General features: G+C 74.7%; 22 protein-coding genes. 11 read left to right on the top strand and 11 right to left on the bottom strand.

Annotation, left to right across the window (positions count from 1 at the left end; genetic code table 11):
* The first annotated feature begins 127 nt into the window (after positions 1–127).
* The 3 genes from ACZ6S8_RS23445 to ACZ6S8_RS23435 all read left to right on the top strand — a co-directional run bounded on the left by ACZ6S8_RS23445 (position 128) and on the right by ACZ6S8_RS23435 (position 3,337).
* Positions 128–1,390 carry an extracellular solute-binding protein gene (locus ACZ6S8_RS23445; RefSeq protein ID WP_469458681.1) on the top strand — a complete coding sequence of 421 codons (1,263 nt, stop codon included), beginning with the start codon at positions 128–130 and terminating at the stop codon, positions 1,388–1,390.
* A gap of 199 nt (positions 1,391–1,589) precedes the next feature.
* Complete coding sequence (locus ACZ6S8_RS23440; RefSeq protein ID WP_469458680.1) at positions 1,590–2,402, top strand: GNAT family N-acetyltransferase; 813 nt, start codon at positions 1,590–1,592, stop codon at positions 2,400–2,402.
* Positions 2,399–3,337, top strand: a complete 939-nt coding sequence (locus ACZ6S8_RS23435) for a lysophospholipid acyltransferase family protein (RefSeq protein WP_469458678.1) — start codon at positions 2,399–2,401, stop codon at positions 3,335–3,337. Before ACZ6S8_RS23440 ends, ACZ6S8_RS23435 begins: the two co-directional genes overlap by 4 nt.
* On the opposite strand, the gene egtD is transcribed toward ACZ6S8_RS23435, so the two are convergent.
* The 4 genes from egtD to egtA are packed head-to-tail and all read right to left on the bottom strand — an operon-like array spanning position 3,220 to position 7,608.
* Complete coding sequence (gene egtD / locus ACZ6S8_RS23430; protein WP_469458676.1) at positions 3,220–4,194, bottom strand: L-histidine N(alpha)-methyltransferase; 975 nt, start codon at positions 4,192–4,194, stop codon at positions 3,220–3,222. The genes ACZ6S8_RS23435 and egtD overlap by 118 nt on opposite strands.
* Positions 4,191–4,967, bottom strand: a complete 777-nt coding sequence (gene egtC, locus ACZ6S8_RS23425; protein WP_469458674.1) for an ergothioneine biosynthesis protein EgtC — start codon at positions 4,965–4,967, stop codon at positions 4,191–4,193. The genes egtD and egtC overlap by 4 nt, the downstream gene beginning before the upstream one ends.
* Positions 4,967–6,289, bottom strand: a complete 1,323-nt coding sequence (egtB, locus tag ACZ6S8_RS23420) for an ergothioneine biosynthesis protein EgtB (protein WP_469458672.1) — start codon at positions 6,287–6,289, stop codon at positions 4,967–4,969. The genes egtC and egtB overlap by 1 nt, the downstream gene beginning before the upstream one ends.
* Complete coding sequence (gene egtA, locus ACZ6S8_RS23415; protein WP_469458670.1) at positions 6,286–7,608, bottom strand: ergothioneine biosynthesis glutamate--cysteine ligase EgtA; 1,323 nt, start codon at positions 7,606–7,608, stop codon at positions 6,286–6,288. Before egtA ends, egtB begins: the two co-directional genes overlap by 4 nt.
* Before the next feature lie 106 nt (positions 7,609–7,714).
* Between egtA and ACZ6S8_RS23410 the strand changes: the two genes are divergently transcribed.
* On the top strand, positions 7,715–8,539 hold the full coding sequence (locus tag ACZ6S8_RS23410; RefSeq protein WP_469458668.1) for a TIGR02452 family protein: 825 nt from the start codon (positions 7,715–7,717) through the stop codon (positions 8,537–8,539).
* 38 nt (positions 8,540–8,577) lie between these two features.
* Here ACZ6S8_RS23410 and ACZ6S8_RS23405 read toward each other — a convergent pair whose 3' ends face one another.
* The 4 genes from ACZ6S8_RS23405 to ACZ6S8_RS23390 all read right to left on the bottom strand — a co-directional run bounded on the left by ACZ6S8_RS23405 (position 8,578) and on the right by ACZ6S8_RS23390 (position 12,736).
* On the bottom strand, positions 8,578–9,042 hold the full coding sequence (locus tag ACZ6S8_RS23405; RefSeq protein ID WP_469458666.1) for a type II toxin-antitoxin system PemK/MazF family toxin: 465 nt from the start codon (positions 9,040–9,042) through the stop codon (positions 8,578–8,580).
* Between the two features lie 116 nt (positions 9,043–9,158).
* A complete protein-coding gene (locus ACZ6S8_RS23400; RefSeq protein WP_469458664.1) occupies positions 9,159–10,553 on the bottom strand; it encodes an amidase in 1,395 nt (464 codons plus the stop codon).
* A gap of 92 nt (positions 10,554–10,645) precedes the next feature.
* The gene (locus ACZ6S8_RS23395; RefSeq protein ID WP_469458662.1) at positions 10,646–11,341 is read right to left on the bottom strand and encodes an alpha/beta fold hydrolase; all 696 of its coding nucleotides are present in this window, start codon (positions 11,339–11,341) and stop codon (positions 10,646–10,648) included.
* 120 nt (positions 11,342–11,461) lie between these two features.
* Positions 11,462–12,736 carry an MFS transporter gene (locus tag ACZ6S8_RS23390; RefSeq protein WP_469458660.1) on the bottom strand — a complete coding sequence of 425 codons (1,275 nt, stop codon included), beginning with the start codon at positions 12,734–12,736 and terminating at the stop codon, positions 11,462–11,464.
* Between the two features lie 664 nt (positions 12,737–13,400).
* Here ACZ6S8_RS23390 and ACZ6S8_RS23385 point away from each other — a divergent pair.
* The 5 genes from ACZ6S8_RS23385 (at position 13,401) to ACZ6S8_RS23365 (ending at position 19,595) form a co-directional block, all read left to right on the top strand.
* Positions 13,401–14,450 carry a LacI family DNA-binding transcriptional regulator gene (locus ACZ6S8_RS23385; protein WP_469458659.1) on the top strand — a complete coding sequence of 350 codons (1,050 nt, stop codon included), beginning with the start codon at positions 13,401–13,403 and terminating at the stop codon, positions 14,448–14,450.
* Positions 14,451–14,714: 264 nt separating this feature from the next.
* Complete coding sequence (locus tag ACZ6S8_RS23380) at positions 14,715–15,914, top strand: thiolase family protein (protein WP_469458657.1); 1,200 nt, start codon at positions 14,715–14,717, stop codon at positions 15,912–15,914.
* A gap of 272 nt (positions 15,915–16,186) precedes the next feature.
* Complete coding sequence (locus ACZ6S8_RS23375; protein WP_469458655.1) at positions 16,187–17,626, top strand: aldehyde dehydrogenase family protein; 1,440 nt, start codon at positions 16,187–16,189, stop codon at positions 17,624–17,626.
* An 83-nt stretch (positions 17,627–17,709) separates the two neighbouring features.
* Entirely contained in the window at positions 17,710–18,126 is a 417-nt protein-coding gene (locus ACZ6S8_RS23370; protein ID WP_469458653.1) for a thioredoxin family protein, read from the top strand.
* Positions 18,127–18,167: 41 nt separating this feature from the next.
* A complete protein-coding gene (locus ACZ6S8_RS23365; protein WP_469458651.1) occupies positions 18,168–19,595 on the top strand; it encodes a dihydrolipoyl dehydrogenase family protein in 1,428 nt (475 codons plus the stop codon).
* Between the two features lie 34 nt (positions 19,596–19,629).
* Here the strand turns inward: ACZ6S8_RS23365 and ACZ6S8_RS23360 are convergent, their stop codons facing one another.
* Positions 19,630–21,525, bottom strand: a complete 1,896-nt coding sequence (locus tag ACZ6S8_RS23360; protein ID WP_469458649.1) for a PAS domain S-box protein — start codon at positions 21,523–21,525, stop codon at positions 19,630–19,632.
* 302 nt (positions 21,526–21,827) lie between these two features.
* Between ACZ6S8_RS23360 and ACZ6S8_RS23355 the strand changes: the two genes are divergently transcribed.
* Entirely contained in the window at positions 21,828–22,364 is a 537-nt protein-coding gene (locus ACZ6S8_RS23355; RefSeq protein ID WP_469458647.1) for a hypothetical protein, read from the top strand.
* A gap of 70 nt (positions 22,365–22,434) precedes the next feature.
* On the top strand, positions 22,435–24,360 hold the full coding sequence (locus ACZ6S8_RS23350) for a hypothetical protein (RefSeq protein WP_469458645.1): 1,926 nt from the start codon (positions 22,435–22,437) through the stop codon (positions 24,358–24,360).
* Between the two features lie 19 nt (positions 24,361–24,379).
* Here ACZ6S8_RS23350 and ACZ6S8_RS23345 read toward each other — a convergent pair whose 3' ends face one another.
* Both ACZ6S8_RS23345 and ACZ6S8_RS23340 read right to left on the bottom strand, forming a co-directional pair.
* Positions 24,380–25,603 (bottom strand): cytochrome P450, encoded by a 1,224-nt coding sequence (locus tag ACZ6S8_RS23345; protein ID WP_469458644.1) that lies wholly within the window; start codon positions 25,601–25,603, stop codon positions 24,380–24,382.
* An 11-nt stretch (positions 25,604–25,614) separates the two neighbouring features.
* Positions 25,615–26,145 carry a carboxymuconolactone decarboxylase family protein gene (locus tag ACZ6S8_RS23340; protein ID WP_469458642.1) on the bottom strand — a complete coding sequence of 177 codons (531 nt, stop codon included), beginning with the start codon at positions 26,143–26,145 and terminating at the stop codon, positions 25,615–25,617.
* Positions 26,146–26,171: the final 26 nt, after the last annotated feature.

Genomic DNA, 26,171 nt, shown 5'->3' with positions numbered 1-26,171 from the left:
ACGGTGCCCCAGTTCGTCATCCTCCGCGAACTTTGTGCGAAGAGTCCCGGGCCAAACCCTCTTGACCCGCCTATTGGTCTATGCCAATTTCAAGCCATCTGAGCCCCGTTCCCAGAAGGTGACCTTCGTGAAGATGCGCTTCCTTGCCGTGTGCACCGCCCTCGCGGCCGCGACCGCCCTCACGGGCTGCAGCCAGCTGGCCGACTCGGCCGCAGGGCCCCAGAAGGTGACGCTCTGGCTGATGAAGGGCAGCGCCTCCGACGACTTCATCGGCAAGTTCACCGCGTCGTTCGAACGCGAGCATCCCGACGTCGACCTGGAGGTGAAGATCCAGGACTGGACCGGCATCGGCGACAAGGTGACCGGAGTCCTCTCCGGCAAGAGCAAGGAGAGAGCCGACGTCATCGAGGTGGGCAACACCCAGGTGGCCCGCTACATCGAGGTCGGCGGGCTCTCCGAACTCACCCTGGAGGGCCTGCGCGAATGGGGCAACAAGGACTGGCTCAAGGGCCTCTCCGACCCCGGCAGCGTCAACGGCGCCCAGTACGGGGTCCCCTGGTACGCGGCCAACCGGGTGGTGATCTACAACAAGGACCTCTTCGCCGGGGCCGGAGTCAAGGCGGTGCCCAAGAACCGCCAGGAGTGGATGCAGGCCACCCAGCGGCTCGACAAGGGCGACCAGCAGGGCATCTACCTCGCGGGCCAGAACTGGTACGTCCTCGCCGGGTTCGTCTGGGACGAGGGCGGCGAGCTCGCCGTCGAGAACAGCGGCACGTGGACGGGCGCGCTCCACGACGACAAGGCCCTGGCCGGAATGGAGTTCTACAAGCAGCTCCAGGCGCTCGGCGACGGCCCCAAGGACGCGGACGAGGAGACGCCCCCGCAGTCGGAGGTGTTCGCCCGCGGCCAGGTCGCCCAGATCATCGCCCCGCCCAGCCAGGTCAAGGAGATCGAGGCGGCCAACCCGGCCCTCAAGGACAAGCTGGGCTTCTTCCCGATCCCCGGCAAGACCTCCGAGAAGCCGGGCGCCGTCTTCACCGGCGGCTCCGACCTGATCATCCCCGAGAACACCGGGCAGCGGGCCCACGCGGTGGACGTGATCACCGCCCTGGTCAGCGAGAAGTGGCAGACCGAGCTCGCCCGCACCATGAGCTACGTGCCGAACCGGACCACCCTGGCGCACGTCGTCGAGGGCAACGAGGGCGCGGCGGCCATGGCCCCCGGTGCGGCCCAGGGCCGGGCCACGCCGAACTCCGCCCGGTGGGCGGAGGTCGAGGCCGACAACCCGATCAAGCCCTACATGACGGCCGTCCTCACCGGCCAGGACCCCAAGGAGGCCGCCAGATCGGCCTCCGACACCATCACCCGGCTGCTCGCCCCCGGACGCTGAGGACCGCGCCGCCGCCGCCCGGTGCGGCGTCCCCGGGGTGCCCGCCGGCGCCCCGGGACGCCGCCCACCGCCGAGTTCAGCGTCCGCACATCCGGGGGCCTCGGCGCGGCCATGTCGAATCCAGCCCGCCACGGAAGAAGTAAGGAGCCAGGCCGCACACCCGCCGGCCCGGCTCACCGTGTCCGGCTCAGGAGTCGCCATGACCATCGCACCCCTGTCCCCGTCCCCCCTCACCGGCGCCCCGGCCGCCTTCCGCGAGGCACCGGCTCCGGCTCCCGCTCACGCCCCCCGCTACGCCGTCCGCCTCGCCCGCGACGAGGACGAGGTGCGCGCGGCCCAGCGTCTGCGCCACCAGGTGTTCGCCGGAGAGCTCGGCGCCCGCCTCGACGGCCCGGAGCCGGGTCTCGACGCCGACGCCTTCGACGCGTACTGCGACCACCTCCTCGTCCTCGACCAGGAGACCGGCCAGGTCGTCGGCACCTACCGGCTGCTGCCCCCGGAACGCGCCGCGGTCGCCGGACGCCTCTACTCCGAGGGCGAGTTCGACCTCTCCGCCCTCGGCCCGATCCGCCCCGACCTGGTCGAGGTCGGCCGCTCCTGCGTCCACCCCGACCACCGCAACGGCGCCGTCATCGCCCTCATCTGGGCCGGCCTCGCCCGCTACATGGACCGCTCGGGGCACAACTGGCTCGCCGGCTGCTGCTCGATCCCCCTCGCCGACGGCGGGACCCTGGCCGCCGCCACCCGCGAGACCACCCTGGCCCGCCACCTCGCCCCCGAGGAGTACCGCGTCACCCCGCACCTCCCCTGGAACCCCGCGGGCATCGCCCACCCCGACCGGATGGAGGTGCCCCCGCTGCTCCGCGGCTACCTGCGCCTGGGCGCCTGGGTCTGCGGCGAGCCGGCCCTCGACGCCGAGTTCGGCTGCGCCGACCTGTACGTCCTGCTCTCCCTGCGCCGCACCAACCCGCGCTACCTCAAGCACTTCCTCTCGCTCGCCCCGGCCGCATGAGCGCCTGGCTGCCCACCTCGCCGTGCACCCCCGAGGCCTGCGCCGGCCACCGGGGCGGCACCGCGGGGCTGCCGCGCGCGGTGCTCCGGCTGGCCGCCGCCGCGGCCCTGGTCCTCGCCGGCGTCCTGTGCGCCCCGCCGGTCCGGCTGCTGCCCGCCGCGGCCCGGGACGCGGCGGTGCGCGCCTGGGCCACCGCCCTCGTACGGGCCTTCGGGATGCGCGTCACCCCGTACGGCAGCCCCGGTCCGGACGGCGGGCGCCTGATCGTCGCCAACCACATCTCCTGGCTGGACATCCCGCTCGTCCTGGCTGTCCTGCCCTCCCGGATGCTGGCCAAGAGCGACCTCCGGACCTGGCCGGTCATCGGCCGCCTCGCCCGGCGGGCCGGAACCCTGTTCATCGAACGCGACCGGCTGCGCGCCCTGCCCGCCACCATAGGGAGCATCACCGCGGCCCTGCTGGCCGGAGGCCGGGTCACCGTCTTCCCCGAGGGGTCCACCTGGTGCGGCCGCGCCCGGGGACCCTTCCGCAGGGCCGCGTTCCAGGCGGCCCTGGACGCGCGGGTCCCCGTGCAGCCCGTGCACCTCGCGTACCTGCGGGGCGACGGGGCGCCGGCCGGGGAGCCCGCCTTCGTCGGCGACGATCCGCTGACCGCATCCCTCTGGCGCATCGCCCGGGCCCGCGGCGTGCGGGCCGAGGTCAGTCTGCTGCCGCGGATCCCGCCGGGCCGGTACGCGGACCGGCGGGACCTCGCGGCGGCGGCTCAGGCGGCCGTCGCAGCCGCCGCGGGCCCGGCGCCGCTAGCGGGGATCCCCGCTCAGCGGGCCGGGGCGTGGGCGACCGACAGGGACAGCGCGAAGCGGCCCGCCGCGTCCGTCCACCACTGGGTCAACTCCAGTCCAACGGAAGCCAGTTCCTTGCGCACGCCCTCCTGACGGAACTTCGCGGAGATCTCCGTCAGGATCTCCTCGCCCGCCGCGAACGGCACGACCAGGTCCAGCGCCCGGATCTTCACCAGCAGGTCCGACCGGGCCCGCAGCCGCATCTCGATCCACTCCTGCTCCCGGTTCCACACCGCCACGTGCTCGAAGTCGGCGGTGTGGAAGTCCGCGTTCAACTCCCGGTTGACGACGGACAGGACGTTCTTGTTGAACTCCGCCGTGACCCCCTGCCCGTCGTCGTACGCCGCCACCAGCACGGCCTCGTCCTTCACCAGGTCCGTCCCCATCAGCAGCGCGTCCCCCGGCGAGAGCATCGCCCGGACGGAGGCCAGGAACAGCGCCCGCTCCGGAGGCAGCAGGTTGCCGATCGTGCCGCCGAGGAACACCACCAGCCGCGGCCCGGGGGACTCCGGAAGCCGCAGGGCCCGCGTGAAGTCGGCCAGCAGCGCGTGCACCCGCAGTCGCGGATGCTCCTTCAGGAGCGACTCCGAGGCTCCCCTCAGGGCGCTCTCGCTCACGTCCACCGGTACGTACGTGTCCAGCCCGGGCATCGCCTCGATGAGGTGCCGGGTCTTCTCCGAGGACCCGGAGCCCAGCTCCACCAGGGTCCGGGCGCCGCTCGCCGAGGCGATCTCACCGGCCCGTTCCAGCAGGATCTCCCGCTCGGCCCGCGTCGGGTAGTACTCGGGCAGCCGGGTGATCTCCTCGAACAGCTCGCTGCCCCGCGCGTCGTAGAACCACTTCGGCGGCAGCGCCTTGGGGGTGCCCGTCAGCCCGTGCCGGACGTCCGCGCGCAGCGCGGTCTCGGCGGCGTTCTCGTCGAGGGTCCGGGTCAACTGGAAGTCACTCACGAGCGCTCCTTCTCCCCGAGCGGGGACTCCTTGAGAGGGGTCAGTTCGACCCGGGTGCGGGTGGCGGTCAGCAAGGTCCGGTCGGGCACCTCGCACCAGCGGGTGTCGTCGTCGTACGGTTCGGAGGCCACCACCGTGCGGCGGGCCCCCGGATCGGCCAGGTACCAGAGCGAATCGCCCCAGGCCGTCGCGGCGATGGCCGACCCGTCGGTCAGCAGGAGGTTCAGCCGGGAGCCGGGCGCCGCCGACGTCACCTCCCGGACCGGCTCGGCGAGCGCCGTGCCCAGGTCGTCCCCGTCGCGCAGCCGGCGCAGGACCAGCGCCCACACGAACGCCGAATCCGTCCGCGCGGACAGCTGGAGCAGCTCCCGGGGCGGCAGGGAGGCCGCGAGCGGAGCCACCGAGTCCGGCCAGTTCCGGACCGCGCCGTTGTGGCTGAACAGCCACGGCCCGTCCGCGAACGGCGCCGCCGCGGCCTCGCCGTCGGCCCCGGCCATCGTGGCGTCCCGTACGGCGGCCAGCAGGGCGCCGCTGCGCACCACGCGCGCGAGGTCGGTGAAGGTCTCGTCGCCCCAGACGGGGCCGGACCGGCGGTAGCGGCCCGGTACCGGGTCGCCCTCTGCGTACCAGCCGACGCCGAACCCGTCGGCGTTGACCGTGCCGTTGCGCTGCCGGCGGGGTTCCCAGGACTGGTGCACCAGGGAGTGCGGGGGCTCGCTCAACAGCCTACCGAGGGCCACCTCCGGCCCCAGGTAGGCGAGGTGACGGCACATCAGGCCCCACCGTCCCGCGCGGTGCGGAACCCGGAGAAGATCTGCCGGCGCACCGGGAGGTCCCAGTTGCGGAACGTGCCGCGGCAGGCCACCTCGTCGACCGCGAAGGAGCCGCCGCGCAGCACCTTGTGCTCCGGGCCGAAGAACACCTCCGAGTACTCCCGGTACGGGAAGGGCCGGAACCCCGGATACGGCAGGAAGTCGGAGGCCGTCCACTCCCACACGTCGCCGATCAGCTGGCGCACCCCGAGGGCGGAGGCCCCGGCGGGGTAGCTGCCCGCCCGGGCCGGGCGCAGGTGGCGCTGGCCGAGGTTGGCGTGGGCGGGGGTCGGGTCGGCGTCGCCCCAGGGGTAGCGGGTCGAGCGGCCGGTCGCCGGATCGTGCCGGGCGGCCTTCTCCCACTCCTCCTCGGTGGGCAGCCGGCGTCCCGCCCAGCGGGCGTAGGCGTCCGCCTCGAACCAGCTGACGTGCAGCACCGGCTCGTCCGCCGGTACCGGCTCGGTCACCCCGAAGCGGCGGCGCAGCCACCGCCCGTCCTCCCGGCGCCAGAACAGCGGGGCGCCGATGCCGTGCGCGCGGATCTGCTCCCACCCGGCCGGGGCCCACCAGCGGGGGTCCTCGTAGCCGCCGTCCGCGATGAACGCCTCGTACGCGGCGTTGGTCACCGGCGCCGTGTCGATCCAGAACGCTGCGGTGTCCCGGATGTGGGCGGGGCGTTCGTTGTCCAGCGACCACGGCTCGGCGGACGTGCCCATCGTGAAGGGACCACCGGGTACGAGGACTTCGGCGGTGACCGGGGGATCGAACGGGGCGTCGGGCTCGGGCGCGGTCAGGACGGGTGCGCCCGAACGGAGCTGATGGGTAATCAGCATCGTTTCGTCGTGCTGCTGTTCGTGCTGGGCGATCATGCCGAAGACGTAGCCGGAGTCGAGCAGCGCCGTGCCTTCGAAGGGGGTGTGCTCCAGCAGGTCGAAGACGCGGCCGCGCACCTCGGCCGCGTACCGGCGGGCCTCCTCGGGGGCCAGCAGCGGCAGCTTCGGCCGTTCGGCGCGCGGATGCTCGAAGGCGTCGTACAGCGGGTCGATCTCGGGGTGCATGGACGGGCGGCCCGCGACGTTGCGCAGGAGCCACAGCTCCTCCATGTTCCCGATGTGCGCCAGGTCCCAGACCAGCGGCGACATCAGGGGCGAATGCTGCGCGACCAGGTCCGGTTCGCTGACGGGGTCGGTGAGCGCGGCCGTACGGGCGCGGGCCGCGGTCAGTGCGGCGGCCGCCCGCTCCCGCAGGTCCACGGGGGGCGTGTGGGGCGCTTCGGTGGTCACGGGCGGACCTCCGCTCCGGCGAGCCGCTGCCCGGCCGGGTCGTCGGCCGGACATCGGCCGCGCAGGACGTACCGGTCGGCGAAGGCCGCGACGGTGTCCCGCACGCGGGTGCTCGCGCCGAGCCGGGGCAGGGCCTCGGCGGCGGCCCGGAAGCACGCGGTCGCGGCGCCCCGCAGTTCGGGGTCGGCCAGGCCGTGCCGCGCGGCGGACCGCCAGAGCGGGTTGCGCGGCGCGGGGCCGTGGCCGTACGAGTCCGCCAGCGCCTTCGCCACCCGGTACGCCGTCTCCGCCGCCTCCGGGTCGTCGAACAGCGCGTGCACGACGGCCAGGGGCACCAGCCAGCCGTCGTCGCCGGGCTGGGCGTCGATCATCCGCAGTTCGAGGTGGCCGCGGGGCCGGACGGGCGGGAACAGCGTGCTGAGGTGGTAGTCGAGGTCCTCGGCGTCCGGCGGCCGCAGCCCCGGCAGCCCGCCGCCGCGCAGCCAGTCCCGGAAGGTCATCCCGCGGGGCACCGACCACGGGTCGCCGTCGTAGGAGCGCACGCACATCAGCTCGGTGTCCAGTGCCTGGCGGACCCACCCGGAGCGGGGCGCGGCATCCATCGGCGGGGCGAGGGCGCGCCGGCCGTCGATGTCGGCCCAGTTCCCCTGGCGGGCGCACCGCCAGCCGGCGTACGGGGCCTCCGGGCCGGGGGAGTTGGCGAACGCGGCCACGAGCACCGCGCCGAGCAGGTGGGCGAGGCGCCAGCGGCGGCCGAGGCCGAAGAGGCCGGGCTCCTCCTGGCCGGCGTCCACGCAGACCTGCACGGACGCGGAGCCGCACATCATGGCCCGGCCGGCCGGGCCGGTGCGGTCGAAGTGGGCCTCCATGGCCTCGTAGCGCGGGCTGCGCAGCAGCCGGTGGTAGGGGCGGCGCGGGTCCTGACCGAGGCCGCGCAGGACCAGGCCGCGGGAGAGCAGCGCGGCCCGGACGGCGGTGAGGTCGGACTGGAGGTCGTCCACGCACCCGCTGAGGGAGGCCGAGGGGGCGGAGCTGAGCTCCAGCTGGCCGCCGGGCTCGACGGTCACCGAGGAGTGCAGGGGCAGGGCGCGGGCGGCGGCGTGCGCGGAGCGCAGCCGCTCGGGCGGCACGGGCAGCCCGGGGCGCTCGGCGTCCACGACGAGCCATTCGAGCTCGGCGCCGATGAGCCGTGGCGGGCCGGTCTTGAAACAGATGCCGTGGAGCAGGTCCTCGGCCTCCGTCTCGGTGAGGGGCGCGCCGGGGGGCGGCGCTGCGGTGTGCGGGGCCTGTGGTGCGGGAACGGCTGAGTCGTGCGACATGAACGGGTCCTCGTCTCCTGTCGTCGGCCGTGACATCACCGGTGCCTACCCGCCCCTGGGGCACAAATTCCTTTGTTTCCAAGGGCCGCGGCGCCCAGGATGAGGTGTGAGCAGCAGATTGCGCGCGATCGCGCGGGAGAACTCCGAGGTCCTGGCGTCCGGCGACTACCGGGCGCGGTCGGGACGGCAGGTTTCCCTGGCCGCCGCCCTGGCGGAAGCCAGGGCAGGAACCAGAATATATGGACCAAACCCTGTCATTCCAGGCGAACTGTCACTGGGCGGAGGCGGTCCGACCGCGTTCGAGGTCACGGGGGAGAGCAGCACGGTGGCGGCCCGCAGGCGCGCGACGGAGGGCTCCCGGGCCGCGTCCGTGGCGGTCCTGAACTTCGCCTCGGCCCGGAATCCCGGGGGCGGCTACGTCCGCGGGGCCAAGGCCCAGGAGGAGGCCCTGTGCCGCGCCTCCGCCCTGTACGAGACCCTGCTGGAGGCGCCGGAGTACTACGCGGTGCACCGCGCGGAGCGCAGCACGTTCTACACCGACCGGGTGATTCACTCGCCCGGGGTCCCCGTCTTCCGCGACGACCGGGGCGCGCTGCTGGAGATCCCCTTCCGGGCCGGCTTCCTCACCTCCCCGGCGCCGAACGCGGGCACGATCCGCCGCCAGGAGCCCGAGCGGGCCGCCGAGATCCCCGGCGCCCTGCTGCGGCGCGGGGAGCGCGTCCTGGAGGTCGCCGCGCTGCACGGTTACCGGCGGCTGGTGCTGGGGGCCTGGGGGTGCGGAGTGTTCCGGAACGACCCCGGTCAGGTGGCCGAGGCCTTCCGGGCCCTCCTGACCGGCCGGTTCGCGGACACGTTCGAACGGGTCGTGTTCGGCATCCTGGACCGTGACCCCGGGCCCCGCGCCGCCTTCGCCCGGGCCTTCCCGGCCTGACCGCGGCGCGGGCGGGACGACGCCGTCGCCCGTGCGCGCTACTGCCAGCCGTAGCGCTCGCGCAGCCGGTCGACGACGAGCCGGAACCGCGCCCGCTCCAGAGCGCAGGCCTCGCGCCGCATCCCGGACTCGTGCACGCGCAGCACCCGGTCCACGGCCACCCAGGACTCCCGCCCGGCGCCGTCCCAGGGGCCCGTGCCGATCGGCACCCACTCCCGGTCGTTGTCGTGCCGCTTGCTGGACAGCTGGACCGCGAGCAGGGTCCGCCCGCCCGGCTCCCGGGCCACGACCAGCACCGGGCGGTCCTTGCCGCGGCCGTCGTTCTCCTCGTAGGGGACCCAGGTCCACACGATCTCGCCCGGGTCGGGATCCCCGTCGGGGTCGGGTGCGTACTCGGTGCGCACGGGGCCGATGGCGCGCGGATCGGCCTCGGCCGTCGCGGTGTGCCCGTCGCGGCCGGGCTGGTCGAGGTGGCTGCCGCCGTGAGGTGAAAGTGCCGTCATGGCGCGGAGGGTACCCGCCTTCGCGGCCCGGTCGCTCGGCCTCCCGGCCGGCGGCCCGGTCCGGCTGGCGGCCCGGTCCGGCCGGGGGAGCGCGTCGCCGCCTCCGTACCGCGGGTTCAGGACGGGCGGGCCGGTGACCAGGCGGCGGCGGCCTCCGCCTGGGCGGCCAGGGACAGGAGCAGCGGCTCCGAGTGGGCCGGGCCCAGGAGCTGCGCGCCGAGGGGCAGGCCGGTCCTGGTGAAGCCCGCAGGGACGTTCACCCCCGGCCAGCCCAGGACGTTCCACGTCCAGGCGTACGGGCAGGCGGCGATCATCGCCCGGTCCGTCGCCATCGCGCCCAGGCCCTCCAGCGCGCCGATCCGCAGCGGTGGCGTGGCCGTCGTCGGGGTCAGGACCACGTCGTAGCGGCCGAATATCTCACCCACCCGCCGGCGCAGGCCCGCCTCCGACCGGCGGGAGAGCCGCAGGGGCAGACCGCCCAGGACCCGGCCCGTGCGGACGGCCTCGTGCGTACGCCGGTCCAGCAGCGCGCGGTCCGGGACCCGCGCCGCCCAGTCCCGTACGCCCGCGGTCGCCCGGGGCACGAAGGTCAGGCCGATCGGTCCGTACCGGGGGTCCTCCGGCACCACCTCGTGGCCCAGGGACTCCAGCCGCCCGGCCAGCCGCTCCACCGCCGAACGAACCTCCGGGTCGAGGGACTTCGGCGTCGCCGTGAACGGCATCCTGAACGACAGGGCGATCCGCAGCCGCCGCGGCGCCCGCCCGATCGCCTCGACGGCGCGGATCCCGGCGGGACGGTGCAGGTCCCCGGCGTGCTGGCCGGCCGCGGCGTCCAGCAGCAGCGCCGCGTCGGCGACCGTGCGGGCCAGCACGCCGTTGACCGTGAGCCCGTTGAAGGACTCGGGCTCCGGCCAGGTGGAGATCCGCCCGCGCTGCGGCTTCACGCCGATGAGGTGGGTCCAGGCCGCGGGGATCCGCACCGATCCCGCTCCGTCGGAGCCGAGCGCCGCGGGGACCAGCCCCGCGGCCACGGCGGCCGCGGAGCCGCCCGAGGAGCCCCCGGGGGTGTGGTCGGTGTTCCACGGATTGCGGGTCCGGCCGAAGGCCGCGCCCTCGGTGAAGGGCCATTGGCCCAGTTCCGGCGTCTGGGTCTTACCGACGATCACGGCGCCGGCCGCGCGGAGCCTGCGTACGGCCTCGCTGTCCGCGGCCTTCGCGACGAAGGTTCCGGCGCAGCCGAAGGCGGTCGGCTCCCCGGCGAGGTCCATGTCGTCCTTGACGGCGAGCGGAACGCCGAGCAGGGGCAGCCGCTCGCCCGCGGCCAGCCGCCGGTCCGCGGCGTCCGCCTCGGCGAGCGCGGCCTCGGCGCGTACGGTCCGGAAGGCGTTGAGCCGGGGTTGCGCCGCCGCGATCCGGCGCAGGGCCTCCTCGGTCAACCGGCGCGCGGAGGTGCTTCCTTCGGCGAGTGCGGCCGCCATCTCCACGAGGCCCGCCCCGGCGGAGGTGAGCACGGGCGAAGACGAAGGCGAAGGCGAATCCGGCACCGTGACCACTCCCCATTACCGATCGGTAGGAAGACGGTAACGGGGAGCGGTCGGTGAGGCTAGATCCACCCCTCCAGCGAGGCCATGAACCCCTCGAAGTCGTCCCGGTGGATGGTGTGTCCGGCGCCGGCCACCGAACGGACCTCGAAACCGCGGCTCTTGAGGACCGCCGCACGCTCCGGGGAGATCAGGGTGCTCGGGTCGGCGAGCTGGACCAGGGACGGGACCACCGGCGCGGCCGGCAGCAGGTCGCTGCCGAGGAGCGCCGAGAGGCCGAGCGCCGTCGCCTCGTCCCACAGGGCCAGCGTCTTGACTTCGACATCGACGTCCGCCTCCGCCCAGCGGGGGTTCATCGCCCGGATCTGCTCCCTGGGCGCGTACTTGAACTGCGCCAGCACCTCCGGCCCGAACCCCTCGGCGGGCGGGGCCAGGTGCCAGGCGGGATCGGAGAAGACGGCGCGCTGCGGCCGGAGCCGGTCCACCGCGAGGGACAGGGTGAGGCCGCCGAGGGAGTGGCCCATGGCGAGTTCGGCGCCGGCGGGCAGGGACTCGGCCAGGTCGTCCGCGTAGAGCTCCGGGGCGTACGCGCCCCGGGGGCTGGCCCCGTGGCCGCGCAGGTCGACGGCGATGACGCGGTAGCCGCGGTCGGCGAGGGCCGGCCCGACCCGGCGCCAGGTGCGGTGGTCGGCCATGATGCCGTGGATCAGGAGGGCGACGCGGTCGCCTTCGCCCCAGGTGTGGGTGTGGAGTTGCACGGGGTGCCCTTCTTGCGGGGTGCGGGGTGCGGGGTGCGGGGTGCGGGGTGCGGGGTGCGGCGGAGCGGGGGAGTGGGGTGTCGGCCGTGTTCGGGCCGTTCGCCGGGTGCCCGGGCCGGTTCAGCGCACGCTGCGGATCGGTTTCACCGCCAGGGCCCCGGCCACGGCCAGCGCCGCCGCCAGGACGAACAGCGCGGTGTAACCGCCGCTGAGGGAGACGACCACCGAGGCGATGAACGGGGCGATGATCTGCGGTCCCGCGTTGGCGATGTTCAGTACGCCCATGTCGCGGGCGGCGTCCTCGGCCTTGGGCAGGACCATCGTCACGAGTGCGGTGTCCACGGCCATGTAGCAGCCGAAGGCCAGCCCGTTGACGACGGCGAACGTCAGCATCGCGGTCCAACTGGTCGACAGGGCCGGGATCACGAGGGCGACGGCCGACAGCAGGGCGGAGGCGCCGACGAAGAGCTTGCGGCGGTCGAACCGGTCGGAGAGGTAGCCGCCGAGGACGGTGGAGACGACCATCGCGACGCTGGTCAGCGGCATCAGCACCGCCACCGCGGCCTCGGGCTTCATGCCGTCCGGGAGCACGGTGTGGTCCTGGAGGATGTACAGCTGGTAGCCGCTCACCGCGAAGTACCCGAGGACGAGCAGCGCCCGCCCGATGAACGCCCACCGGAAGTCGTGGTCCCCGAGGGCGCTCGCGAACGCGGAGAGCTGGGCCTTGACCGGGAGCGGGGCGCGGGCGGGGAGCCGCTCCTCGCGGGTGCAGGCGGTGAACAGCACGGCGGCGCCCGCCACGAGCGCGCCGAAGACGAGGTACCCGGTGCGGTAGTCCTCGGAGAAGGCCGCGCCGATCAGCGCGCCGAGGGTGGAGCCGAAGGGCAGCCCGAGTCCGACGGCCGCGGAGGCCTTGCCGCGGGCGGTCACGGGCACGCGGTCGGGGACGACGGAGGTGAGGGCGGCCTGGTAGACGTTCATGGCGGCCTGACCGAGGCACCAGGCGATGGTGATCAGCAGGATCGTGTCGGCGAGGCCGAGGAGGAACATGGCCGGCACGGCGGCGAGGCCGCCGCCCAGGATCCACGGGTTGCGTCGTCCGCTGCGGTCGGAGAGGGCGCCGGCGACGGGATTGAAGACGGTGGCGAAGACGGCCGAAACACCGGCGATCAAGCCGAAGTTGGCGACCTTCCTGGCCGGGTCGATGTCCTCCACCTGGAGGGCGAGGAGGACTCCGGCGACGCCGATGTAGAGGGCGTACATGGCGCTGTTGCCGATGAGCAGGAGCGGGAGCAGGCCGCGGCCGGGCTCGGCGCCGGGGACTGGTGCCGGAACGGTTTCCGGGGTGCCGGCATCGGTGCTGCCGGTGAGCGGCTCGGGTGCGGTTGTGGCCACGGGGGACCTCCGAGGCAGGCGTGAGCGGATGAGGGGTGACGGTGACGGGCGGATGACCGTTTGGTTACACGTGTCAGCGCGGTGTGTGAACACTGTGTATCCCAGCCGCTCCGGGTTCCGCTAGACCCGCGACCGGACCGTTACGCGGCTCCGACCCGGGTTCCGGTCCGGGGTGGGATCCAGGTTCCGGTCCGGGGTGGGATCCCCGTCGCGTCCGCTCGCGGCTCCGGCCTTCCGTGGCCCGCCGGCACCCCGCCGCGTGCCCGGTTGGCCGGATTCGCTGTCGGTGCCCCACGGCTCGCGGGGGTGGACGGGCCAAGGTGCCCTGTGGGCCGGACGGTTCAGGCCACCGCCGGACGCGCTGCCGCCCTCGGCCCGCCCCGACGGACGTGCTCGGGCGGGCGTTCGGGCCGTCGGGGTTCGACGCCCTTGGGGCGGCGCGGAGTTGAGCCGCCGCGTCGGGCGGGAGGGGGGAGCGGCCGTGCGGGGCGCGGGGTGGGGAGGGGCAGGTGTCGCGGCCTCCGGGGCAGGTGGTGCGGGCGGATGCCCCGTGCCTGGCACCGCGGGCCGATGACGCGTGTCATCGCTGTGTAGCATGCCTTTCAGGCCATCCGCCGGGCCCCCGGTGCAACCGGCGCGAGCGGTCTGGAAGGATGCCACGGCAATGTCTCAGTCACCGAAGTCGCCGAAGCAGCCGGCACCGGCCGCCGGGCCGGCTCCCACGCCGCCGCCTCCCGTTCCGACCAGCGCCGACGTGGCCCGCCTCGCCGGTGTGTCGCGCGCCACCGTCTCGTATGTGCTGAACAACGCGGAAGCCGTCCGCATCAGCGAGCCCACCCGGGTCAAGGTCCGCCGGGCCGCCGAAGAGCTCGGCTACGTCCCGCACGCGGCCGCCCGCAGCCTGCGCGCCGGACACACCCGGATCGTCCTGCTCCCGACCTCGCACGTACCGGTCGGCCCGCTGTACAGCACCTTCCTGAACGAGCTCCAGTGGGCCCTGCGCCGCCTCGACTACACCGTGGTCCAGTACGGGAGCCTCGGCCTCACCGGCGACGAGGCCGCGCGTGCGTGGGCGGAACTGCGCCCCGTGGCGGTGATCTCCCTCGGCGAGATCACGCTCTCCGCGCACAACGTCGCCACCCTGAAGCGCGCGGGCGCCCGTGCGGTGATATCGATGGGTCCGCTCGGCGTGCCGGGTGCGCACGCGCTCGTCATGGACCAGCGCGAGGTCGGCGCCCGTGCCGCCGCCCACCTCGTGGAGCGCGGGCGGCGGCGGATCGGCGTCGTCGTGCCGGAGGAGGAGGGCCTGGAGCTGTTCTCCGGGCCCCGGCTGGAGGGCGCGCGGTCCGTGGCCGGCGCGGAGATCGAGACCTTCCCGATGGCCTACTCGGAGGAGTCCGCGGCGGCGCTCGCGGCCCGCTGGCGCGGGCTGGGCAGGGACGCGGCCTTCGCCTACAACGACGAGTACGCGATGCTGCTGATGCGCGCCTTCCAGGACGAGGGGCTGGGCATCCCCGAGGACGTCGCCGTCATCGGGGCCGACGACCTGCTCATCGGCCGGCTGCTGCGGCCCCGGCTGAGCACGGTCCAGATCGAGATGCCGACCGGCGACCACCTCGCTTCGCTCGTGGACCGCGCGGTGCGCGAGCCGTCTGAGGTTACGCAGCGGCACGACCTGATGGCGGCCAAGGCCATCCGGCGCGAGTCGACCTGATCCCTGCGTCCCGTGCGCCCCGTGCGCCCCACGTCTGCGGCCGGGGCGCGCACCCGGCCCTCCGTGCCACGGCCCGGTTCCCGGGCGCCCGACCGCCCGGAGGCCGTTGACAGGCGGTGACGTGCGGACGGAGACTGCGGGCGCGCCCCACCGGGCGCACCCGGCCGTGCGCCCCGGTACCCACGAAGGCACCGCGTGCCGCGCCACCCGGCTCCGGCCCCGCTCCACCCGCCTGTCCGTCCGGATCCGCCCAGGAGAGCCCCCATGAGCAGCCGCACCGTCCGCGACGTCTACGTGGTCGACGCCGTCCGCACCCCGATCGGCAAGTTCGGCGGGGCCCTCGCCGGAGTCCGGCCGGACGACCTCGCCGCCCGCGTGGTCCGGGCCCTGGTGGACCGTACGCCCGACCTCGACCCGGCGCGCATCGACGACGTGGTCTTCGGTGACGCGAACGGCGCGGGCGAGGACAACCGCGACGTTGCCCGGATGGCGGTGCTGCTCGCGGGGCTGCCCGTGACGGTCCCCGGCGTCACCGTCAACCGGCTCTGCGGATCCGGTCTCGAAGCCGTGATCCAGGCCGCGCGCGCGATCGCCCTCGGTGACGCCTCCGTCGCCATCGCCGGCGGCGTCGAGTCGATGAGCCGGGCCCCCTGGGTGGTCCAGAAGCCCGAGCGGGCCTACCCCGCCGGTCACCAGCAGATGTGGTCCACCACCCTCGGCTGGCGCATGACGAACCCGCGGATGCCCGCCGAGTGGACCGGTTCGCTCGGCGAGGGCGCCGAACTCATCGCCGAGAAGTACGGCATCACCCGCGAGGCGCAGGACGCCTTCGCCCTGGAGAGCCACCGCAAGGCCGCGGCGGCCTGGGCCGGCGGGCTCTACGACGGCGAGGTCGTCCCGTACGCGGGGGTGGACCTGGCGCGCGACGAGTGCGTGCGGGAGGGGTCCACGCCGGAGGCGCTGGCCCGGCTCAAGCCGGCCTTCCGGACGGACGGTTCCGGCACGGTCACCGCCGCCAACGCCTCCCCGCTCAACGACGGCGCGGCCGCCCTCCTGCTGACCGACGAGGCGGGCCTCGCGGCCACCGGGCGCGAGCCGCTCGCGCGGATCAGCGCGTCGGCGGTCACCGGGATCGAGCCCCAGCTGTTCGGGCTCGGCCCGGTGGAGGCCGTCCGGCGGGCCCTGGAGAAGGCCGGCCGCGGTCTGGCGGACCTCTCCGTCCTGGAGCTCAACGAGGCCTTCGCGGCGCAGGCGCTGGGCTGCCTCGCCGAGTGGCCCGAGCTGGACCCCGCCGTCGTCAACCCGCGCGGCGGGGCCATCGCGATCGGCCACCCGCTCGGCGCCTCGGGGGCCCGGCTGGCCGGTTCGGTCGCCCACCAGCTGGCGGCGGCGGGGTCGGGTACGGGCATGGCGGCGCTGTGCATCGGCGTCGGCCAGGGGATCGCCCTGGTCCTGGAACGCTGAGCCGCCCGGGGCCCTCGGGGCAGTCACCGGCGCCGGGCCTCGAACGGGCGCCGGCGCCGCAGCCCCTGAACCGGCGCCGCAGGCTCTGAACCGGCGCCGCGACCACCGGCGCCGAACCGGCGCCCGGGTCGCGGGTCGCGGGTCGCGATCGTTTCCGGTCACGTGCCCGGGTCAACTGCCCAATAACTGAACAGAAGTGGAGCCCCGGGTCTGACACGATGGCGCGTGCTGCCGCCCCCCGCCCCGACCATCCCCACCGGAGGCCCCGCGCCATGCCGCTCCTCGATCCGACGCTCTGGCAGGACGGACCCACCCTCACCGGCGGCGCCGCCCCCGTCGTGGAACCCGCCACGGGCCGCACCCTCGCCACCTTCGAGCTCGCCGCCCCGGCCGACGTGGCCGAGGCCGCCGTACGGGCCGGGGCCGCCCAGCGGGACTGGTCCCGCACCATCCACCTGGAGCGGGCCGCGGTACTGCGCCGCGCCGGGGACCTGTTCACCACCCACGCCGACGAGCTGGGGGAGTGGCTGGTACGCGAATCGGGGTCGATACCCGGCAAGGCGGCCTTCGAACTGCACGTCGCCGCCCAGGAGTGCTACGAGGCCGCCGCCCTGGCCTCGCGCCCGACCGGACAGGTGCTGCCGAGCGAGGCACCCCGGCTGTCGTTCACCCGCCGGGTGCCGGCCGGGGTGGTCGGGGTCGTGGCGCCGTTCAACGCCCCGCTCATCCTGTCGATCCGCTCGGTCGCGCCCGCGCTGGCTCTCGGCAACGCCGTCCTGCTCAAGCCGGACCGCCGCACCGCCGTGTCGGGCGGTCTGGCCCTCGCCGCGGTCTTCGCCGCCGCCGGCCTGCCGGGCGGGCTGCTGCACGTCCTGCCCGGAGGCGCCGAGACCGGCGCCGCTGTGGTCGCCGACCCCCGGGTACGCGTGGTGTCGTTCACCGGGTCCACCGCGGCCGGCCGGACGGTGGGTGAGCTGGCGGGACGTCACCTCAAGCGCGCCCACCTGGAGTTGGGCGGAAACTCCGCCCTCGTCGTCCTGCGCGACGCCGACGTCGAGGCGGCCGTGGCGCAGGCTTCCTGGGGGTCCTTCTTCCACCAGGGTCAGATCTGCATGACCGCCGGACGCCACCTCGTCCACGCCTCGCTGTACGACGAGTACGTCGAGCGGCTCGTCGCGCGCGCCGAGGCCCTGGCAGTGGGCGACCCGTACCGCGAGCAGGTGCACCTCGGTCCGCTGATCGACCGGCGCCAGGTGGAACGCGTACACGCCCTGGTGGAGGCGAGCACCGCGCGGGGGGCCAAGCTCGTCGCGGGCGGCACCCACCGGGAGCTCTTCTACCGGCCCACCGTGCTGGCGGGGGTCGGGGACGACACCCCCGCGTACGCCGAGGAGGTCTTCGGTCCCGTCGCGCCCGTGCGGTCCTTCGCGACCGAGGAGGAGGCGGTGGAGCTGGCCTCGACCGGTCCCTACGGCCTCTCCCTCGGCATCGTGACCCGCGACGCGGGGCGCGGGCTGGAGCTGGCCGGACGCATCCCGACCGGGATCGCGCACGTCAACGACCAGACGGTGAACGACGAGGCCGTGGCGCCCTTCGGCGGGGTCGGCGCGTCGGGAACGGGCGCCCGCTTCGGCGGCGAGGCCAACCTGGACGCCTTCACGGAACTGCGCTGGACCACGGCCCGCACGAGTCCGGCGGACCACCCGTTCTAGGGGGTGTCGACCCCGGGCGGAATGATGCGGGCGGGTCGTTCGTTCAAGCAGGCAGACGGCTCTCATCAGGAGGTTTGGACACCGTGGCTACAGTCGAGCTCACCAAGGAAAACTTCGACCAGACGGTCAGCGAGAACCCGTTCCTGCTGATCGACTTCTGGGCGGGCTGGTGCCGGCCGTGCCTGGCGTTCGCCCCGGTCTACGAAAAGGCCTCCGAGGCCCACCCGGACCTGGTCTTCGCCAAGGTCGACACCGAGGCGCAGCAGGAGCTGGCCGCCGCGTTCGACATCACCTCGATCCCGACGCTGATGATCGTCCGCGACCAGGTGGCGATCTTCGCGCAGCCCGGCGCCCTGCCGGAGGCTGCCCTCACCGACATCATCGGGCAGGCCCGCGCGCTCGACATGGACGAGGTACGGGCCAAGATCGCCGAGGAGCAGCAGGCCGCCCGGGGCGCGGGCGCCGCGGACGGCCAGGGGTCCGGCACGCCGGAGGCCTGAGTGCGTGACGCGGCGCCCGACCAGCGGTGACACTGGTCCGTATGACTGAAGCGGTGGAGTACGACGTCGTGGTCCTCGGCGGGGGTCCGGCCGGCGAGAATGTCGCCGACCGGACCCGCGCCGCCGGGCTGAGCACGGCGGTGGTGGAGAGCGAGCTCGTGGGCGGGGAGTGCTCGTACTGGGCGTGCGTCCCGAGCAAGGCGCTGCTGCGCCCGGCGCTCGCCCGGGCGGACGCCCGCCGGGTGCCGGGGCTGGCCGGGGCCGTGCAGGGGCCGCTGGACGCGGCGGCGGTGTTCGCGCACCGCGACTACTGGACGGGCGACTGGAAGGACGAGGGTCAGATCGACTGGCTCGATTCCATCGGCGCGCACGTGTACCGGGGCCACGGCCGGCTCTACGGCGTCCGGAAGGTCGCCGTCACCAGCCCGGAGGGCGAGCACCACGTGCTGTCCGCCAAGCACGCGGTGGTCGTCGCCACCGGCACCCGGGCGCTCGTCCCCGACCTGCCCGGGATGGCCGATGCGCGTCCCTGGACGTCCCGCGAGGCGACTTCCGCGCGGGAGGTGCCCGGGCGGCTGCTGATCGTGGGCGGGTCCGTGGTGGCCGCCGAGATGGCCACCGCCTGGCAGGCGCTCGGGTCCCGGGTGACGGTGCTGGTGCGCGGGGCGGGACTGCTGCCGCGGATGGAGCCCTTCGCCGGTGAGCTGGTCGCCGACGCGCTGCGCGAGGCGGGCGCGGAGGTCCGTACGGGCGTGTCCGTCGAGTCGGTCGAACGGGACGGTTCCACCGGGCCCGTCACCGTCGTGCTGAAGGGCGGCGAGCGGCTGGAGGGCGACGAGCTGCTGGTGGCGACGGGCCGCGCGCCGCGGACGGAGGACATCGGCCTGGACACGGTGGGGCTGCCCGCCGGGCAGTGGATCGGGGTCGACGACGGCTGCCGGGTGCCGGGCCACGACTGGCTGTACGCCGTCGGGGACGTCAACCACCGGGCGCTGCTCACCCACCAGGGCAAGTACCAGGCCAGGATCGCGGGCGCGGCGATCGCGGCCCGCGCGGCGGGAGACCCGCTGGACGCCGCCCCCTGGGGCGCGCACGTGGCGACCGCCGACACGCAGGCGCTGCCGCAGGTGGTCTTCACCGACCCGGAGGCCGCGGCCGTGGGCCTCTCCCTGGCCGACGCGGAGCGGGCGGGCCACCGGGTGCGCGCCGTCGACTACGACCTGTCGAAGGTCTCCGGCGCGGGGTTGTACGCGGACGGCTACCGCGGCCGGGCCCGGATGATCGTCGACCTGGACCGCGAGGTCCTCCTGGGCGCCACCTTCGTCGGCCCGGGAGCGGCCGAACTGCTCCACGCGGCGACGATCGCGGTCGCGGCGGAGGTCCCGATCGAGCGCCTGTGGCACGCGGTTCCGGCCTTCCCCACGATCAGCGAGGTCTGGCTGCGCCTGCTGGAGACGTACCGGGGCTGACGCCCGGCGGCCCGCCGTCCCCGCCCCGCCCCCGTCACGTGGTCCGGCGCGGGGCGGGCAGGGGCAGGGAGAACCAGACGGCCTTGCCCTCCGCCGTGGGCAGCGTGCCCCAGGAGGCGGCGAGGGAGTCGACGAGGAGCAGGCCCCGGCCGGACTCGGCGTCCGGGGGTGCGAACCGCGCCTGGGGGAGGACCGGGCTGCCGTCGCACACCTCGATGCTGAGTTCCCGGCCCGCCTGGCGAAGCCGCAGCCGGACCGGTCCGCTGCTGTGGTTGACCGCGTTGGAGAGGAGCTCGGACGCGAGCAGGCACGCCGTATCGCACAGCTGGTCGTCCCCGGTGCCCCACGCGGCGAGGGTGGAGCGCAGGAACCGCCGCCCCTCGCCGACGCTGCTCGGAAGCGGGGCCAGCACCACGGTCTGCGAGGTCACCGGCGAGTCGGGGACGCGCACGAGCAGCAGGGTGACGTCGTCGGTGTTCTCGTCCGCGTCGGGCAGCATCTCGCCGAGGACGGCGTCGGCCATCGATCCGAGACCGCCCGCGTCGGCCGGCGCCTTGTCGAACGCCTTCTCGAACGCGGCCGAGAGGATGTCGAGTTGCTCCTCGATGTCGCTGCCCGGCGTTTCGACGAGCCCGTCCGTGTAGAGGGCGAGCACCGAGCCCGGTTCCACGGTGTGGCGGCTCTCGTCGTGCGGGACCTCGCCGACGCCGAGCGGCACGCTGACGTCCACCGGGAGCCGGCTCACGTGCCCGTCCGGGGTGGCCAGGAGGACCGGAAGGTGTCCGGCCGAGCACACGGTCAGCTCCGCGGCGTCCGCGTCCACCACCAGGTAGCAGCAGGTGACGAACTGGTCCGGGAGTTCGCTGACCACGGCGTCGAGGGCGCGCATCAGCTGCCAGGGCGGCATCCCGGTCTTGGCCAGGGCGTGCGACGCGGAGCGGAGCTGTCCCATGACGGCTGCGGCTTCCAGCCCGCGTCCCATCACGTCGCCGATCATGACGCCCACGCGGCCGCCGCCCAGCGGGATCAGGTCGAACCAGTCGCCGCCCACCCCCGCGCCCTGCCGGGCCGGGAAGTACCGGCTGGCCGTCGGCATGCCCGGGACCTCGGGCGGTGAGCCCATGAGGCTGCGCTGCAGGGTGAGGGCCACGTGCCGCTGCTGTTCGTACAGTTCGGCGAGCTTCTCCTCGGCGGCCTTGCGGTCGCTGACGTCGCGGATGGCCGCGGAGACGAGCGTGCCGTCGGAGGTCTCCAGGGGGCTGAGGCTGATCTCGACCGGGAACTCGCGCCCGTCGCCGCACAGGCCGTGCAGTTCCAGCCCGGCGCCCATGGGTCTGACCTGGCGGTTGACGAAGTAGCCCTGCCGGAAGGCGGAGTGGTGCCCGCGGAACCGCTCCGGTACGAGCACTTCGACGGGCTGCCCCAGGAGGTCCGCCCGGGTGTGGCCGAAGAGCGCCTCCGTCTGGGCGTTGACGAGCCGGATCGTGCCCCGGTCGTCGACGATCACCATCGCGTCGGGGGCGGCTTCCAGGAGCGCGCGGAACAGCTCCTCCGCCGCCCGGCGTTCGCTGACGTCGCGTACGGCCGCCGAGATGAGCAGGCCGTCGGCGGTCTCCAGCGGGCTGAGGCTGATCTCGACCGGGAACTCGCGTCCGTCGCGGCGCAGCCCGTACAGCTCCAGTCCGGCGCCCATGGGGCGTACTTGGCGGCTGGCCGCGTACCCCGTCCGGTGCTGCGGGTGGTGTCCCCGGAAGCGCTCGGGGACGAGGACGTCGATGGGCCGGCCCAGGAGTTCCTGCCGGGAGTAGCCGAACAGGGCCTCCGTCTGTGCGTTCACCAGCCGGATCGTCCCTGCGTCGTCCACGATCACCATCGCGTCCGGCGCTGCCTCCAGGAGGGCGCGGAAGGGCTCCTCGGTCGTGGTCGTCATCTCGCGCCTCGCACTCGCCGAATACCACCGAAGCGAACATCCGACCACGTCCCCGCTCCCCGGCCCGCGGGTTGTCCGGAAACCGTGCCCAATTGACCGGGTGTGAGCGGACGCCGGGTGTCGTCCACGGGGGATCCGGTGCGGCATTCGGCAACTCGCTTGGCAGGTCATGGACTTGACGTCCACGCAGGTGGGCGGCCCATGCGCGGAGCGGCGCGAAGGAGGGGTTCAACCTTGATCGATCTTAGGTTAGCCTTACCTCAGTTCTTGCTCACCTCCCGCACCTGAAAGGTGTTCCTGTGATGCGTGCTGCCCTCCTGTCCCGCACCGCCCTCCGTGCGACCGTCGCCACCTCGGCCGCCGTGGCGCTCGCCCTCGGCGTCGCCGGTTCCGCGTCCGCCGCGACCTCCACGCGCACGGTCACCGACGGCGCGACCTACCACCTCGGCGTCACGGCGCCCGGCACCGCGGCCACGGCGGGACAGAACGTCACGGTCACCGGCAGCGGCTTCAACACGGCCAAGGGCATATACGTGGGCCTCTGCGCGGTGAACGGGGCGCAGGGCGCGAACAAGCCGACCCCGTGTCTGGGCGGTTCGGACCAGGCCGGCACCACCGGCGCCTCGCACTGGATCAACAACTCCTTCGGCGGCACCCTGCCCAACACCTCGAAGTTCGGCGCCGGCGGCACCTTCACCGTCACCATCCACGTCAAGGCGGACCTGGGCAACGGCCAGGTCTGCGGCGACACGGTCGAGTGCGCCGTCGTCACGCGCGCCGACCACTTCAACTCCTCGAACCGCACGTACGACGTCCACGTCCCGGTGACCTTCAACTGAGCCCCCGGCCCGTGCCGCCCGCCGGGACCCGCGCGCCGGCGCGGGTCCCGGCCCCGTCGACGAGGACGCCATGACACTCCACCACCCCCGCACGCCCGCCCGCGCGGGCGCCGCCTCCGCGGTGCTCGTGCTCGTGCTCGCCTCGGTCTCCGCGGCTGCCGGCAGCGCGGCGAACGCCGCCGGTTCCGGCCGGACCGCCGGCCCGTCCGGTACGGCCGAGGCCTCGCGGTGGATCGTCCCCGGGGGCGACGCGCACGCCGGACGGCTCACCACCCCGTACGGCGGCGGCGAGGGCGTCGACGTGCCGCAGGGCACCGTCGCGTACCGGGCGGCCGCGCAGTTCACCACCGCGGGCAAGCCCCGCGACCTGATGCTGCACCCGGACTCGAAGAAGCTGTACGTCGGTTCGGAGGACCTGGCGGACACCGCCGACGTCAACGAGAGCGGGCTCCACGTCCTGGATCCGGGGGACGGCCGGCTGCGCGGCACGGTGAGCCAGGCCCCCGGGGCGACGGGAACGCTCAGCCGGCGCCCGGTCCGGCAGCTGATCTCCCCGCTGCCCGGTGACGGCGTGGTCTTCGCCTACCCGCTGCGCGGCATCGGCACCGCGAAGGAAGGCGACGCCGCCGCGGCGGGCGCGTGGGTGCCCGGAGGGACCGTCACCGACGCCGCGCCGGGGGTCACGCCCGGGACGGTGCTGGTCGCGCAGGGCTCCGTCCTGTCGGAGGTCGACATCGCGACGGCGGCGGTCAAGCGCACCCTGACGCTGGACGGAGGAGAGGAGTTCGCCCTCGACGCGGCGCGCGGGGCCGTCTGGTTCACGGACCTGGGCAACCGCCGGATGTACCGGGTCGACACCGCCTCCTTCACCGTGGCCGCCACCGTCGAACTCCCCGCGGGCGAGGGTTTCGGCGGGTTCACCGAGGTGGACCCCGCAACCGGCGCGGTCTGGGTCGGACTGGACACCTCCGTCGTGGTCCACGACGCGGCGGGCGGGCGGCTGGGCACGCGGAAGGGCGACGACATGCCCCGGGCGGCGCGGTTCGACGCGGTCACGGGCGAGGCGTTCGTGGTGTGGCAGGACGCGGGCGACACCTCGCAGCCGGGCAGCGACAACAGCGGCACCCTCACCGTGCACCGCTCCGCTGACCTGCGCGAGGTGGCGAAGCCGGTCGTACTGCCGGGGAACCACCTCCAGTCGGGGTCGGCGTCGCTCGCCGTCGAGCCCGGCGCCGGCGCGGTCTTCGCGACCGACCCGGCCGAGGGCCGGATCACCAGGCTGGAACGGTCCGTGTCCCCGACGATCGTGCGGGGGCCCACCGACCAGTCGGTCGCCGAGGGGGCCGAGGTCTCGCTGACCGCGCGGGCCGAGGGGACCCCGGCGCCCGGGGTCGCCTGGCAGGTCAGCGCCGACGGGGGCCGGACCTGGGCACCGGTACCGGGCGCGACCGCGCCGACGTACGCCTTCACGGCCGGGGCCGCCCACAACGGGAAGCGTTTCCGGGCGGAGTTCCACAACGCCGGCGGCACCAGCCGCACCACCCCCGTCACGCTGACGGTGACGCCGGCGGAGGGGACGACGACCGGCGGCGGCCCGACGACCGGCGGTACGGGAACCACGGGAGGCACCGGCGGCACGGGAACCTCCGCCGGTACCGGAGGCACCGGCGGTACGGGTGGTACGGGCGGTGACGCGGTCACCGGCGGCGCCGGATCCACCGGCGGGACGGACAGCGTCGGCGGCGCGTCGACGGCGGGCGGGTCGGACGGCTCCGGCAGCTCGGGCGGTTCGGTCGGCGGCGATTCGGCGGGCGGCGGTTCGGCGGGCGGCGGTTCGGCGGGCGGTTCCGTCGGCGGTGCCGGCACCACGCCCGCCGGTGGCGCGCTCGCCTCCACCGGAACGGCCGTGGCGTCCCTCGCGGGCGGCGCGGTCGTGCTCACGGCGGCCGGCTGGGCGCTGGTCCGCCGCAGGCGTCCGGGAACCACCCCGGCCTGAGGCCGTGCAGAGCTCCCCGTCACCAGGCGACGGGGAGCTCCCGCAGTCCGTAGACGATGGTGTCGCGCTGGAAGACCAGCCGGTCCTCCGGCACGGCGAGCCGCAGCCCCGGCAGCCGGCGCAGCACCGTCTCCAGGACGACCTGGAGCTCGACCCGCGCCAGTGTGTGACCCAGGCACTGGTGCGCCCCGTGTCCGAACGCCAGGTGGCGGCGGGCGTCGCGGGTGACGTCCAGCCCGGCGGGGCACGCCCCATCCGGCGCGCCGGCGGCGAACAGCTCCGGTTGCCGGTTGGCGGTGGACAGCATGCAGATCACCCCCTCGCCGGCCCGGATCTCCGCACCGCCCACCGTCACGTCCTCCCTGGCCGCCCGGCCCAGGCCCAGGTGGATGATCGTCAGGTAGCGGAGCAACTCCTCGACGGCGCCCGGCACCAGGCCCGGATCGGCCCGCAGCAGCGCGGCCTGGTCCGGGCTGCGCAACAGGGCGAGGACGGACAGGGCGGCCATGTTGGTGGTGCTCTCGTGGCCGGTGATCAGGAGCATGAAGCCGAGCGAGGCCGTCTCCTGCGGGGTCAGGTCCGGCCGGGCCGCGAGCCGGCTGAGGATGTCGTCCCCGGGGGTGTCGCGCTTCAGTTCCGCGAGCCGCGCGAGGTAGCCCATCAGCTCCCGGTGCGCCGCCGAGGCCCGTTCGGGTCCGGTGGTGTTGTCGAGCATGGTGCGGCTGAGGGACTGGAACAGTCCGTGGTCCTCGTACGGCACTCCCAGCATCAGGCAGATGACCAGCGAGGGAACGGGCAGGGCGAAGTCCCCCACGAGATCGGCGCGGCGCCGGCCGTCCGCCGTCATGGCGTCCACCGCCGACTCCACCACCTCCTGGATGCGGGGGCGCATCTCCCGCACCCGGCGGGTCAGGAAGTCCTTCGCGACCATGCGGCGCAGCCGCGCGTGCTCGGGATCGTCCATGCGGATGAAACTCGGCTGCGCGGTGGCCAGTTGACGCTGGCCGGGCGAGAGGAAGGGGAAACCGGGCGTACGGGCGTCGGCGCTGAAGCGCGCGTCGGCCAGCACGGCGCGGACCTCCTCGTGGCCGGTGACGAGCCAGCACGGGGAGCCGTCGGGCAGGACGGACCGGCTGACGGGTCCCCGGGCCGCCGCCGCCGTGTAGCCGGGCGGCGGGTCGTAGGGGCAGCTTCCGTACGGGGCGGGGAGGGAGAGCGCGCTCGGGGCGGTGGTCGTCGTCATGGTGGCGGATCTCATCCGGAGGGGGTTCGGCCGCCGTCGGGCGGGGTGTGGAGGGCGCCGAGCGTGGCGCACATGGTGGCGCACTGGCCGGCGAGGAGCAGGAGCTCGATCAGCTGGTCGGGGCGCAGGGCGCCGGCGAGCCGGTCCCACAGGGGCTGGGGGACCGGCGCTCCGTCGGCCAGTACGTCGCATGCCTCCAGGAGGGCGAGGTCGTCCGCGGCCCACGGGTGCGAGGACGGGGCGGCGGCGGTGGCCGAGGTCTCCGACGGGGTGAGCCCGGCGTCCCCGGCGACCGCGCGGTGCCGTTCGTAGACGAAGGTGCCGCCCCGGCGGTGGGCCGTGCGCAGGACGACCAGCTCGCGGTGGCGGTCCGTCAGGGTCCCCTCGTGGGTGAGGACCCGGGCGAGGGCCAGCCAGGCGTGGGCCAGCGCGGGATGGTGCGCGAGCGTCCCGAAGAGGTTGACGCGGCCGGGACCGTCCTTGTGGGAGGCCGCGAGGACGTCGCGCAACTGCGCCGGCCACTGCTCGGGCGGCAGGGGCACGATGCGCGCGGGTGGCGCGGGTGGCG

This window comes from Streptomyces sp. NPDC048461 (assembly GCF_055587105.1).
This window is presented reverse-complemented; position numbering and strand designations above follow the sequence as displayed.